A 12,429-nucleotide genomic window follows, 5' to 3' on the forward strand; every position below is an offset into this window, starting at 1 on the left:
GAGAGGCCAGCCACCCCTCCCCGCCGCGAAACCACACAGCCCCGCGGCACCGGCCATCACCGTCGCCCCCGTGTCTGCCGAAGGATGCACAATCGCAGTATGCGCAACGGCAGCGGCCCTCGTTGCGCAGTCGACTGCGCATCGCCTCCCGGCTGTGCGCATTCGGCATGCGCAGCTCACAGCGCACAGCCGGAAGGCGCCATCGACGTCGGGCTGCGCACTCGGCCAAGCCATGCGCAACTGGGCCATGCCCGTCTCCTTCGTGGAGCCGGACCGAACCCGGCTCTTCGGCGGCTTCTCCCTCTGCCCCGAACCTCACCACCTTCACGGCGATGTCCGGTGCTGTCCTGCCCGGTCGCCGTCCGCGGCCATGGTCGAAGCTGCGGTCAGGCCGACCACGACCCCGACCACCAGCTTCGTGTCCCCATCGTGACCGTGGTCGGGAGCTTATGGTCGGCGCACTGGTCGGGGTCGACGGGTTTCCGCAAGGCCAGCAAGCACACGCCCCAGCCTGGGAGTTGGAGCACGCCCCCCTGGCAAGCTGAGCCCGGAGAGCGACGGGCTTCCCCGATGACCGCAGGCGTCAAGTTGCAGAGGATCAGGGAGCGCGTGCGCCTGTCGCGCCTGGTCCTGTTCACCGCGATCACGGCCGGCCCCGTCGCCCTGGGCGCCTCGAAGACCAGGCCACGGTCTTCCACGTGCAGGCACTGCTCACCAACCCGGTCTTCCGCACCTCAGCGCTCGCCGGCGTTCAAGGGCGGCCGGACGACGAGAAGCGCTCCTGGTCGCTGACAGCCAGGGGCTGACGCCGAGCGCCCCTGGACCGGCTCGCGGCCCGCGCCACCGGCCAGTTCGGCCGTGTGAACCGACTCCGCGCACAACTCGCCCCCGCCACGCCGAGATCCCCAAGGAGGTAGCGGGGCTGTACCGCCAGATCCGCAAGCACATCAACGACGAACCTGCCCGACAGCAGACTCGACCTGACAAGCGTGCCCGTACGTAAGGCGCGCATGGACGGCACACGCCAACTACTCTCACGTCGCCCTGAACAGGCTCCGAGTCGACGGGGTTCAACGACTGCACAGTGCCTGCCGGACATGGGCTGGTTCCTTCCGGACGGTCGGCGGGGTGGAGGCCCACGTCCTACAGCAGCCGGGGTCTGCGTCCCGCACGGTCCGCACCGGCGGCGCAGCCCGATTGCACAGCCTCGGCCGGGCGCTGCGCGCTCGGGTTGCGTTCAGCGGTTGCGCAGGACAGCCGCGAGAACCCGGCGTCGGCTATGCGGACTCCGACCGACGTCCTCTCCTGCCGCTGTCGTTGCCGGTGGTGTCCGTGCCGCCGGATCCTTGGGGCTGTGAACGCTGCGGCGCCTGTGCGTCTTGGGCCGCGGCGAGCGGCGCCAGGTGTGCCGAGGCGCTGTCCAGCAGTCCGAGGTCGGCCTTGGTGTGCGCGATGGCGGCGTCGATCAGGACCGCGACCAGCGGCTCGGCGGCGTGGGCCCGGCGTTGCTGTGCCAGGCCGGCGAGTTCGGACAGGTACGTCTGCCGCTGTGCCTCGATCAGTGTGGTCAGGGCGTGCGGGCCCAGGGCGACGGCGCCGAGGAGTTTCAGGAACAGCTCGTCGCGGAAGCCGCCGGTACGTACCCAGGCGCTGGTCGCCCACGTGTTCAGCTCGGTCCTGCCGGCCTCGGTGAGTGTGTAGAGGTTCTTGTCGGGCCGGTCGGTCTGCGTGACCTGTGAGCGTGAGACATAGCCGTCACGGACCAGTCGTTCGAGGATCTGGTAGAGGTGGCCGATGTTCAGGCCGCCCCACTGCGGGCCGATGGCCTCCTCGAACCGGGCTTTGAGTTCGTATCCGTGGTTCGGCCGCTGGGTCAGCAGCGCGAGTACTGCGTGGTGGAGCGGCATATACCTCTCCTTTCGGCATTGCTCCCTCCTGCATTGTGACAACATACCCTTGAATTGCGACAATGTATGAGGGTGAGGCTGCATCTATGGCTGTGAGCGTGGCGTTGCGCGGGGTGAGCCGCCGATATCCCGGGCTGACCGCTCTGGACGGGATCGACCTGGAGGTCGCGGCCGGCGAGGTGGTGATGCTGACCGGTGCCTCCGGTGCCGGCAAGTCCACCGTGCTGCATGTGACGGGCGGTATGGACCAGCCCGACGAGGGGCATGTCGAGATCGACGGCACGAAACTGGTGCCCCGGAACCTCGACCGCCACCGGCGGCGTATCGGCTTCGTCTTCCAGCGCTTCCATCTGCTGCCCGCGCTGACCGCGCTGGACAACGTGCTCGCCCCCGTCCTGCCCCGCAGAGTGGACTTCGACCGGCGCGAGCGCGGCATGGAACTGCTCGAAGCGGTCGGCCTGGGAGACCGGTCCGACGCCCTGCCCTCGCAGCTGTCGGGCGGCCAGCAGCAACGCGTCGCCGTCGCCCGCGCGTTGGTCAACCGGCCGGGACTGCTGCTGGCCGACGAGCCGACCGGAAACCTGGACAGCGTCATCGGGCGGGAGATCATCGATCTGCTGATGTCGCTGCGCGAGCGGTACGCGATGACGATGCTGATCGCCACCCACGACGCGGAGGTCGCCGCCAACGGCGACCGGGTGGTGCGTCTGCAGGACGGCAGGATCATCTCCGACCAGCGGGTCACTCCGTCCGGCGACGTGCTGAACCGGCTGGGGGGCCTGCGCCCGTGATAACGATGATCCTCGATCAGCTCCGGCGGCGGCGCGGGCGGGCGCTGGCCCTGGCAGCCGGCATCCTGGTGGCGGCGACCAGCTTCACCCTGCTGACCACGACGGTGAGCACCAGCAGGGCGACCACCGTGGGCACGGTCCGCAAGAACGCACGGTCCGCCTACGACGTCCTGGTGCGCCCGCCGAACTCGCAGACGGACGTGGAACGGCAGAGCGGACTGGTCGAGCCGAACTTCCTGTCCGGCACGTTCGGCGGCATCACCATGGACCAGTACCGGCGCATCCGCGGCATGGCCGGGATCGACGTGGCCGCACCGGTCGCCAACATCGGGTACCTCATGGTGATGAGCACCGTAACCGTGGACGTCTCCCGCTTCCTGGACAGCAAGGCGTCCCGGCAGATCCTGCGCATCAGCCCGACGCTCACGGCCGGACTGGGCGCCTATCGCACCTCCGACGAGTACGTCTACCTCACCCGCTCCCCTCTGACGTCGGGGTCGTCGCCGGATCAGCTCTTCCAGTCCGACACCCTGGAGAACGGCGCGGTCGACAAGAGCACCCAGCGCTATCAGCTGAAGGGCAAGTACGACGTCTGCTTCTACTTCAACCGGGACAAGACCGAGCAGACGGACTTCAACCTGCAACTGCCGATGAGGCCGAACCTCATCGCCGAGGATCTCAGGGACAGGTCGGCGTTCGACCGGGACCTGAATTCATGGATGAACTGTCAGTCCGGGCAGGGCAAGGCCACCATCGACGTTCCGGTCAGTTACCCCGTGCTGCTGTCCGCCGTCGATCCTGAGGCCGAGAACCGCCTGGTGGGCCTGGGCGGCGCGATCACCTCGGGCCGCATGCTCACCGAGCAGGACAAGCCATGGACGCTGCCGTCCTCCAAGAGCGTCCACGGACAGCACGACTCGTACATCCCGGCGCTGCTCAGCAGCAGCCCGCTGACCGCCGGAACGCTCAACGCCGCCGTCGAGCGGCTCGATGTCGGTGACCCGGCCGAACTGCCCTCCAAACTGGGCAATCCGACAGCCGCCAGTTTCGTCCGCGGCCTGCACGGGACCCGTGTGGGCAAGGTCGGCGTCGATCTGAGCAAGGGCTACCGGAAGGCGCTGGAGGAGGATTCCTTCGACACCGGCGCCTACTGGACGGTGGGCCCCGTCACCTACCGCCGGACATCCGACGGCAGCCTCGCCGTGCAGGCACAGCCGCGGCAGAAGCCCGGCCTGTGGGTGACCAACCAAGAACAGCAGCCCGTCCCCTACGTCCCCGAGGAGAACCAGGGCAAGCAGTACCGGAAGGTGATCAGCCATGCCTCCACGGACTGCCTCGGCCTGGGACACTGCGATCAGGTCGACTCCGGGCGCCTGCCCAATCCCTTCGTCCGCCTGGTCGGCCGCTACGACACCGGCAAACTGCGCGGCTTCTCGGCACTGTCCGACGTCCCGTTGGAGACCTACCAGTCGCCACAGGTCACCGGCGCAGACCCCACCACGCGCGCGGTGCTCCACGACAAGCCGCTGCGGCCCGATCGCAACCTGGGCGGCTACGCCAGCCCGCCGCCCACCATGCTGACGACGATGGACTCCATCACCGCGCTCACCAAGAGCCGCCGGGTCCCGAGCCTGCAGGACAAGGCGCCGGTCAGCGCGATCAGGATCCGGGTGGCCGGCGTGAGCGGCGTCGACACCGCCTCCCGTGCCCGGGTGAACGCCGTGGCCGGGGCGATCCGGGCCGCCTACCCCCGGCTCCAGGTCGACGTCACCGTCGGCAGTTCCCCCGCCCCGCAGACGGTGGCGCTGAGTCCCTCGGCACACGTGACGGAGCGCTGGGTCGCCAAGGGCGTGGCACTGCGGATCCTCAGGGCGGTGGACACCAAGAGCGCGGTGCTCTTCGTACTGGTCCTCGTCGTGTGCGCGCTCTTCCTCGGGCAGGCGGCGCTGGCCTCGGTGCGCTCACGCCGCACCGAGATCGGCACGCTGCGCTGCCTGGGCTGGAGCGGCGGTGAAGTACTCCGCCTGGTCCTCGGCGAACTGGCGGTCATCGGCCTCGCTGCCGGAGCCGCGGGCACGGTCCTCGCCTACGGCCTTGGCCGCATGCTGGGACAGCCCGACGCCGGCGCCAAGTCCCTCCTCGTCCTGCCGGTGGCGCTCCTCGTGGCCCTGGCGGCGGGATTGATCCCCGCCTGGCTCGCCGCCCGGCTGGGGCCCATGGCAGCCGTCCGACCCCCTGTGACCGCGGCCCGCCGCTCCCGCCCGGTGGGTTCGGTGGCCGGACTGGCCGTGCTCAACCTGCTGCGGGTGCGGGGCCGCACGCTGCTGGGCGCGGCAGGGCTGGCACTGGGAGTGGCCGCCTTCACCGTGCTGCTCGCCCTGACACTGGCCTTCCGCGGCGAGGCGGCCGGCTCGCTGCTCGGCAACGCCGTGGTGGCGCAGGCACGCGGGGCCGACTACCTCAGCGTCGCCCTCTCCCTGCTGCTGGGTGCCGCCGGCGCCATCGACGTACTGATCATCTCGCAGCGCGAGCGCGCCGCCGATCTCGCGGTGCTGCGGGCGACCGGCTGGACCAACCGCGAGCTGGCGATGCTGACCCTGTACGAGGGGATCGGACTGGCTCTGCTGGGCGGCCTGACCGGTGCGGTGGCCGGCCTGCTCGTGGTGCTGTCGCTCGGTCAGGGCGTGCTGCACGGACACCTCCTTGCGGTCGCCGGCGCCGCACTGCTGGCCACGCTTGCCGCGACCGCCCTGGTGAGCGCAGCTCTGACAGTCCCGATCCGGGGGCTGTCCCGGATCGCCCCCGCCCACCTGCTCGCCGCCGACTGACAGCGAGGACGCGACGTGGTGACGCTGCCGATGGGTCTGACCCTCCGACTGGCTGACGTCTCGACTGTCCTGTTGGGGATTTGTCGGCCCATCGGGTGTCACCACGCACGCGGCCGGACGGGCGCTTGTGACTTCATAGGAGCACTGCGGGCCCGTGCCGACCGACAACCTGGCCGCTACGGCTGCAGACCGAGCATCTGGGCTCAATTCAACAAGTCAGGAGCTTGGTCCAGAAGCCCCGTCACTGTCTTGTCCACCCGCGCGATCGGCGCGTGCCGCCCTCGGACCGGACACGCAGGGACGGACATGACCAGCATGACGCTCGACGGCCGGCAGATCACCGGCGGAGTCGACACCCACGGCCTGACCCACCACGTCGCAGTGATCGACCGGATCGGCCGGCACCTGGCCGAGGGTGCGGATCCTGTCGAGTGAAGGCCGTTGATCAGGCGCCGAGTTGGTAGTCGTGCTGGTCGGGGGTAGGTGCGCTGGTGTTCGCGGGTGTGGTGGTAGGTGAGGTAGTCGTCGAAGTCGCCGTTGGCTTGGACGGCGCGGAGTCTGAGGACGGCTCCGGCGTCGGCGACCACCTCACCCGCAAAACCCCAGCTCAACCGTCCCCCGAGAGGATCCACACCCAACAGGGAATGCCGCGAGCGGCGCAAGCCGCGAGTGGCTGTTGCGGACCGCGTCAGAATGACGGCGGCACGGGAAGGCGACGCAGCCGCAAGAGGACCAAGGGCTACCGGGCTGCGCGCGCGTTCAGCGCGTAGCAGGCTCCCTCGCTGTTGCCGTACTTGGTCGGGTTCATCGGAAAGCTGACGACCCTCGAGTCGTGGGGCGTGAGGGTGTATCGCGCCGGATCGCCGTTGCGGCCTTGCAGCGTCACACCGTCGACCTGGACCGCAAAACTCTCTGTGTCGTCCGCCTCGTTCACGAACTGAATCTGCGCAACCCTGGCAGGCAGCAACGGCCCGCCGTCCTGGGAGGCGTACAGCTGCATCTGCGAGCAATCGACCACCGTGACGGCGATACTGCTGTTTTCGCTCCCGCCGTCACCGGACGTGCCCCAGTAGACGACCCCGGCCACGGCCAGTGCGACAGCAGCGCCGATCGCCATGTACCGCACGACTGCAGGACGGCCCAAGGACGGCGGATACCCGGGCAGCGGCGGAACCCCTGCCCGAAGGTCCTCCTGCACCGCCGCCCAACCCTCAATGTACGTGTCGATGCACTCCTGGCACGATGCTCGCTCCGGCTCGTCCGCACGAGGAGCCCCACGCATCAGGGGCGCATCACACATCGCAACAAGGTCCCCATCCAGCGCAATGTGCACAACCTCTGTCACGTCCTGGGCACCTTCCTCCTGGCCCGGCCGCGAGACACCACAGAGCGACCAGATTCATACTGAGAGATCCACAACTTACATGTGATCTACATATCCAGGGAACGGACCTGATCCGTCCGAAAGCACCACGGACGGCCGAGCGCCTCGTCGAGGACATCTTCACCGCAGTGGACGAGGAGGCTCCTTGAATCACAAGGAGGAAGTACGTTTCACGCTCTTCGATCAACGGCTTGTTGCCCTGGAGCCTCCAGGCCCCCAAGCTTCGAAGCCCGTTGCCACTTCTGAACTGCGATGGCAACCACCACTGGAACCCAGACCATGGCCCCCGACCACGGACTTTGTGTCCCCATCGTGACCGCGGTCGGGACCCTATGGTCGGTGCTCTGGTCAGGGCCGGCGAGTTTCCTCCTCCCCCGCCACCCCGCCCGCCGTGCACCTGCAGAAGAGGGGATACCGGTGACCGCCAGCTTCGAGACCCCGCCTCCTCCGGTCACACCCCCAGTCCGGTCGAGCCGCTGCCGCATCAACTCCTGGCCGTACTGAGGCAGCACCGGATGGCCACCACGAGCCAGCTCCACGACCTGCTGCGGCCCGATACCACGCGGCAGACCGTCTCGGCGCCGCTGAACAAACTGCGCCGCAACGGCCTCGTGGACTACACGGTGCTGCCACAGTCCAACCGCACCCGCGCCTGGTACCTGACAAGCCAAGGAGCCCGGCTGGCACGCGACTTCCCCGCACTACGAGGCCGGCCGCCCTATCCGATCACCTCGGCCACCGCCGCCCCGCTCAAAACACCACACCCCCTCACCGTGCTCCGCACCCACCTGGCGTTCGTCACCGACGCCCGCAGACGCGGCGACGAACACGGCCACCTCGACTGGACACTCGAGGTCTCCCACCCACTCGGCGACAGCGAGAAAATCATCACGGACGCACTCATGCACCACACACTCACCGGCGAGGACCGGCGCACGAAACTCAGGGCCTTCGTCGAGGCCGACCGGACAACCACGAGCAGCGAACGCCTCGCAGCAGAACTCATCGAATACGCACGACTGTGGTCCCACGAGCCGCAACAGGTGGAACGGCAGCGCACACGGCAACCCGCCGTACCCGGCGCCGCCTGGCTGCGCCGGTACCCCGTCCTCCCCCGCATCCTGTCCGTCCTCACCACAACCACCCCCCACGTCATGGGCAACCGGATCGGCGACCTGCAGGCGATGGTCGCCCAGCACCCGTTCGTGGGCACATTGGCCCAACAGGTGCCGCTGGGCGCGGCAACCCTCGACGACCTCGAACACCAAGGGCCCACCGGCGATGTCTGGACGCCTCTGACCAGCGGCGACCCCAAACCGTGGACCCAGCTGCGACCCGCACCGGAACGGCACTCCCGCACCAGACGGACGGCCCGGCAGTACCCGCACGGCCTGAAGACTCGGCACTGTCCCGAGCACGGTCAGGCTGTGTTGGTTGTTCCTCGGGCCGCCAGGTTTCGCTCGTGGGCGATGAGGTCGTCGATGGCGGCAATAAACCCTTGATCGAAGTCCCCGTATGAGTGATCCCTGACGATTGGCCAGCGCTCGGCATTCTTGGGAATCGCCAAGACGCGGCGAAGGGAGTCGCCTTCCCGCTTCATCAACTCGGCCATCTGGGCATAGTCGCCGCGGTGGTGGCGGCCGTGCGCCACTTGGAAGCCGTCCAGCAGGATGCTCAGGTACACGAGTGCCCGTGCTTCCCTCAGGGGTAGAGCGGGGTCGATGCCGTGCACGTCTATGAGGAGTTCCGGGTATTGCAGCGCGGCCTGGTTGGCGGTGAAGAGGTTCTGAATGTGGCCTGCCCTGCTGGCGTTCCGGGCGGTTTCCAGGCTCAACCACGCGACGTACGAGCCGAAGGCCGATACCGCCAAGGCGAGGCCGGCGACGACGAGCGACACAACAGTGCTCATGCGAGTCCTCACTACAACTAGGAGACGATCGAGTGCGCCGGGGTGACCCCGCTACTCATCCATCTCCCGGTTTCAGGATCGACAGACCTGCTCACGCCCGCCCGCCGAGGTCGACGGGGGTAATACGCATCATTCGCGGGCTGTTTCGCGAACACGGCGACCGGTGGACGCAACGGTGTCCGGTCGGGTTTCCTGGGCGCGAGGGGTGATGCGCCCACGTCGCCGACGACGCCGAGGCCGTCCTCGCCCACGTGACCGCCGGTGACCGCGCCCTGGACGCACTGACCGCCTTCCTCGACCGCGTCATCGAGCAGTCCGTGACCGACCACGCCCTGAAGGCCTCCGCCCAGACGCTGGGGGCCGAGCCGGGCGACCGCGCCGACGAGGACCGCGGGAGCGCCGCTGTCGCCGCCCTCATCCGAGCCGGCCAGGCCGACGGAGACATCGATCCGAATGTCACCGTCAGCGACATCTACCTGCTGTTCTCCACCGCGCCCACCGACCAGCCGCCTGCCGCCCGCGCCCGCTGGCCCACCCTCGTCACCCCAGGACCGACCACCAGGGCCCGGCAAGCGGAGAGCTGAATCGCAGAAGGACCCAACACCGCGCCGGGCAGTGGTGCTGTCGCTTCCGGGACTCCGACTCAACTTCTGTGATGCCGTAACACTGAGTGGTCCACCGTCGTCCTCGTCAACCTCCGAGATGCGATTGACGAGACGACAGGTTGGCAGCCGCATTCGGCCCTGGACCCGAACAAGCGCAGGCGGGCGGAGCCCGAGCCACCAGGACGGCTCGCGTAGTTCGGGCGACGTCTGGTCGCATCCCATCCACGTCGATCCTCGTTGATCTGCTGGGAGTGACCAGCGAGGAGCCCCGGCCGACGGGCCAGATCTACGGAGGAGACATCGTGAACCAAGAGGAAATGGTCACGCTGTGGGAGCAGCACACGGCGTACGAGTTCGTCATCAAGGACGCCGACCTGGCAGTGTCCACCATGGTGCAGGACGCCAGTGTGATGCATCTGCCGACGATGAGCGGTGGTTTCGGCAAGGACTACCTACGGGACTACTACCGCGACGTCTTCATCCCCGGCATTCCGCAGAACACCACCATGGAGACAGCGCACCGGTCGGTCGGAAGCGACTTCATCGTCGAGGAGATCATCATGCGGATGCCTCACGACCAGGAGATCCCGTTCCTACTGCCCGGGCTGGCTGCGACCGGCCGTAGCATTGAACTGCCGCTGGTGGTGGTCGTGAAATTCCGCGACGACCTGATGGAGAGCGAGCGGATCTACTGGGACCAAGCAGCCCTGCTAGCCCAGGTCGGCCTGATCGCTGCCGAAGACCTGCCCATGGCCAACGTCACCGAGGCTCCCCGATTCCTGCGGGACAAGGCCGTGTCCTGACCACGCAACGGGATCGCAGATCTTGGCAGGGGGCAGCCGCATGCGTGGCCCTGAGCAGCCACTTCACACGCGTCGTGCCAGAGCCGCTTCCGGCGAACACCCAGCACGAGGCCTCATGATGCTGTCCACAATCGCGTACTCCCGCTGTAGGAACTCCAGTGGAGTAGCAGCGTTGGATCAGCGGTTCGGGCAGCAGTTGGCGATCTTGAGTGCTGCAGGTGCTCACGAGTAATGACGTCACGGACGTGTGGTGCCACCGGAGTACGGCACAAGGCGACCGCGCTCTTGATCATCAGTCCTTAGACTCCCGGTGTTCGGATGCTGTCGGCGGACCGGGAGGCCAGGCCATGGACGATGACCACTGGGCCGGGTGGCCGCAACGGTGGGCCGGCACGGATTGCGACATGCGAACGGTCGTGGGCGCGATCCCGCGGGAAGTCAAGGACGGGTTCAGATACGACGAGATCCCTTGGCAGCGGTTCCCGCACTTCTACGGACCGGGCGAGGAGATTCCCGTCCGCCTGGCGACGCTTGCCTCCGAGGACGCCGAAGCGGCCGACCGGGCTCTTGGGTAGCTGTGGGATCGCCTTCACCACCAGGGCAGCACGATCGCGGTGGGAGCACTGGCGGTGCCGTTCCTGCTCCGGATTGCGGCCACCGGGTCCTGCGGGCCTCGCGCGGACACCCTCCAACTGGTCGCCGAGATCGCACGATGCCAGCACTTCGGGGATGGCAGACGCGAAGGCCTTCTCCAAGTCGCCGAGGATCCAGAGTTGGTGGAGGGCACCACGATGTGCCCGGTGGACTGGACGATTCAGGCCGCTCGCGACGCCATCACGGCCGACCTGCACCTGCTGTTCCCGCTTCTCCGCGACCCCGATGCCGATGTCCGCTCCGCAGCCGCTTTCGTCCTGGCGGTGGCGACCGGCGAGATCCCGCACATCTCCTCAGCCCTGCACCGCAGGCTTGCAGCGGAGGACAATCCGGCAGTCCGGGCGAGCCTGATCCTGGCGATCGCCCAGCTCGCCCGCGAACACCAGGACAAACACGCTCCGGCATGGGCCCGGGACCTGTGGTCGGACGCCGCCCAACCCCCCGAGACCCGCGTCGGCGCCGCCCTCGCCTGGCTGTGCCTGGTCACCGACCCCGTCCCCGACGAACTCCGCACCCTCCTCACCGACCGCGACACCGACCAGCTCGGCGAGCTGTTCCAACAGGTGCCATGGCTCCCCCCGGTCGACTACAGCAGCGGGCTGCGCCGCTGTATCCACGAAATGCTCACTCCGGATGTTCCCTGGAGCAGCGCTTGACGGTCCACCGTCAGCAGGGCAGAGAACCATCGCATCGGAGCCCTCAGCGGTCAGCCGGCCTCGGCCGGTGCTGCGGCTCGGGTGCGGGTGCCGGCGAACCGGTAGGAGTCGGTGCCGGTTTCGATGACGGTGCCGTTGAAGGCGACCCGGCCGACAAGGACCGCGCGGAGGCGGGTGTCGGTCAAGGTCTTGGTCCAGCCGCCGAACGACCTCGCCGCAGGCGATGGCGACGCTGTTCTTCTCCTCACGCTCGGTCAGGATCCGGAAGAGCAGTTCGGCGCCGTGGCGGTCGAGTTCCATGTGTTGGGTCGGGGACGAAACGCCGTGCACCGTTTCCAGTGTCGGTCTCCCGTCCCCGTCCGCCCAGCCGGGCGTGCCCGTTGGCCGAACATCCAGCTCTCCACGTGATCCACAGCAGCGGCGGCGGGCCGCTGCAGCAGCGGCCGCAGTCGCTGCCTCCGCGGCAGCCATGACTGCGGCAGAGACAGGCGTGATGGGCGGCTTCTGACATGTTCCTTTCCGTGATCGTGCATTGAGAGTGAAATATGACCTGGCCTGCGGATTCTCAACGGGGCTACGGCCGAGAGCCGTGATCGTCGAAGCCAGTGCCCGGTCCACTGACCACCGCGCGGCCCAAGAGATGGCCGGCAGAAAGGCACTCCCATGGAGTCTTGGGGTGAAAAGTACTGCCGATGACGCCCCAGCGCCTCCCAGACCCCGCTGCAGCTGCCCCAGCCAGCCAGCCGCGACGAGGATCTGATGCTGCTTCTGCTGCGCGAGGCGAACAAACGGTCCAAGGTGGCTGCCTAATGTTGAAGTCAAGCCACGAGACGAAGTTGAGGCCGGTCTTCGTAGGGGCGGCGGTCGCGGAGCATGGCGTAGATGACGTTCA

The 12,429-nt window shown here is 68.1% G+C and carries 11 protein-coding genes and 1 pseudogene; 8 read left to right on the plus strand and 4 right to left on the minus strand.

Going from position 1 to position 12,429, the window contains the following annotated elements; genetic code table 11:
- Window positions 1-1,277 precede the first annotated feature (1,277 nt).
- Window positions 1,278-1,907, minus strand: a complete 630-nt coding sequence (locus tag ABT085_RS35740) for a PadR family transcriptional regulator (RefSeq protein ID WP_351617701.1) — start codon at window positions 1,905-1,907, stop codon at window positions 1,278-1,280.
- A gap of 86 nt (window positions 1,908-1,993) precedes the next feature.
- Here ABT085_RS35740 and ABT085_RS35745 point away from each other — a divergent pair, with 86 nt between their 5' ends.
- The 3 genes from ABT085_RS35745 to ABT085_RS35755 all read left to right on the plus strand — a co-directional run bounded on the left by ABT085_RS35745 (window position 1,994) and on the right by ABT085_RS35755 (window position 5,961).
- Window positions 1,994-2,698, plus strand: a complete 705-nt coding sequence (locus tag ABT085_RS35745) for an ABC transporter ATP-binding protein (protein ID WP_351617704.1) — start codon at window positions 1,994-1,996, stop codon at window positions 2,696-2,698.
- A gap of 5 nt (window positions 2,699-2,703) precedes the next feature.
- Entirely contained in the window at window positions 2,704-5,526 is a 2,823-nt protein-coding gene (locus ABT085_RS35750; RefSeq protein WP_351617706.1) for an FtsX-like permease family protein, read from the plus strand.
- Window positions 5,527-5,832: 306 nt separating this feature from the next.
- On the plus strand, window positions 5,833-5,961 hold the full coding sequence (locus ABT085_RS35755; protein ID WP_351617709.1) for a hypothetical protein: 129 nt from the start codon (window positions 5,833-5,835) through the stop codon (window positions 5,959-5,961).
- Between the two features lie 304 nt (window positions 5,962-6,265).
- Here the strand turns inward: ABT085_RS35755 and ABT085_RS35760 are convergent, their stop codons facing one another.
- Complete coding sequence (locus ABT085_RS35760; protein ID WP_351617711.1) at window positions 6,266-6,643, minus strand: hypothetical protein; 378 nt, start codon at window positions 6,641-6,643, stop codon at window positions 6,266-6,268.
- A gap of 782 nt (window positions 6,644-7,425) precedes the next feature.
- Between ABT085_RS35760 and ABT085_RS35765 the strand changes: the two genes are divergently transcribed.
- Window positions 7,426-8,412: a replication-relaxation family protein gene (locus ABT085_RS35765; RefSeq protein WP_351617714.1), complete on the plus strand. Its 987-nt coding sequence runs from the start codon at window positions 7,426-7,428 to the stop codon at window positions 8,410-8,412.
- Here ABT085_RS35765 and ABT085_RS35770 read toward each other — a convergent pair.
- A complete protein-coding gene (locus tag ABT085_RS35770; protein ID WP_351617717.1) occupies window positions 8,331-8,819 on the minus strand; it encodes a hypothetical protein in 489 nt (162 codons plus the stop codon). The genes ABT085_RS35765 and ABT085_RS35770 overlap by 82 nt on opposite strands.
- A 251-nt stretch (window positions 8,820-9,070) precedes the next feature.
- Between ABT085_RS35770 and ABT085_RS35775 the strand changes: the two genes are divergently transcribed.
- The 4 genes from ABT085_RS35775 to ABT085_RS35790 all read left to right on the plus strand — a co-directional run bounded on the left by ABT085_RS35775 (window position 9,071) and on the right by ABT085_RS35790 (window position 11,537).
- A complete protein-coding gene (locus ABT085_RS35775; protein ID WP_351617719.1) occupies window positions 9,071-9,403 on the plus strand; it encodes an SbtR family transcriptional regulator in 333 nt (110 codons plus the stop codon).
- 323 nt (window positions 9,404-9,726) lie between these two features.
- Window positions 9,727-10,227, plus strand: coding sequence for a hypothetical protein (locus ABT085_RS35780; protein WP_351617722.1), 501 nt, complete (start codon window positions 9,727-9,729; stop codon window positions 10,225-10,227).
- Window positions 10,228-10,631: 404 nt separating this feature from the next.
- Window positions 10,632-10,802: a hypothetical protein gene (locus tag ABT085_RS35785; protein ID WP_351617724.1), complete on the plus strand. Its 171-nt coding sequence runs from the start codon at window positions 10,632-10,634 to the stop codon at window positions 10,800-10,802.
- Window positions 10,803-11,027: 225 nt separating this feature from the next.
- Window positions 11,028-11,537 carry a hypothetical protein gene (locus ABT085_RS35790; protein ID WP_351617727.1) on the plus strand — a complete coding sequence of 170 codons (510 nt, stop codon included), beginning with the start codon at window positions 11,028-11,030 and terminating at the stop codon, window positions 11,535-11,537.
- A 50-nt stretch (window positions 11,538-11,587) separates the two neighbouring features.
- Here ABT085_RS35790 and ABT085_RS35795 read toward each other — a convergent pair.
- Window positions 11,588-11,840 (minus strand): annotated as a pseudogene (locus tag ABT085_RS35795) (ATP-binding protein); the annotation flags it as partial.
- Between the last annotated feature and the right edge of the window lie 589 nt (window positions 11,841-12,429).

Source organism: Streptomyces sp. NPDC002265, from assembly GCF_040296125.1.
Lineage (GTDB): Bacteria > Actinomycetota > Actinomycetes > Streptomycetales > Streptomycetaceae > Streptomyces.

Bases quoted from the DNA above. Each gene is read 5' to 3' on its own strand.
- ABT085_RS35740 (WP_351617701.1), bottom strand. From the start codon at position 1,907: ATGCCGCTCCACCACGCAGTACTCGCGCTGCTGACCCAGCGGCCGAAC.
- ABT085_RS35745 (WP_351617704.1), top strand. From the start codon at position 1,994: ATGGCTGTGAGCGTGGCGTTGCGCGGGGTGAGCCGCCGATATCCCGGG.
- ABT085_RS35750 (WP_351617706.1), top strand. From the start codon at position 2,704: ATGATCCTCGATCAGCTCCGGCGGCGGCGCGGGCGGGCGCTGGCCCTG.
- ABT085_RS35755 (WP_351617709.1), top strand. From the start codon at position 5,833: ATGACCAGCATGACGCTCGACGGCCGGCAGATCACCGGCGGAGTCGAC.
- ABT085_RS35760 (WP_351617711.1), bottom strand. From the start codon at position 6,643: ATGGCGATCGGCGCTGCTGTCGCACTGGCCGTGGCCGGGGTCGTCTAC.
- ABT085_RS35765 (WP_351617714.1), top strand. From the start codon at position 7,426: ATGGCCACCACGAGCCAGCTCCACGACCTGCTGCGGCCCGATACCACG.
- ABT085_RS35770 (WP_351617717.1), bottom strand. From the start codon at position 8,819: ATGAGCACTGTTGTGTCGCTCGTCGTCGCCGGCCTCGCCTTGGCGGTA.
- ABT085_RS35785 (WP_351617724.1), top strand. From the start codon at position 10,632: ATGCGAACGGTCGTGGGCGCGATCCCGCGGGAAGTCAAGGACGGGTTC.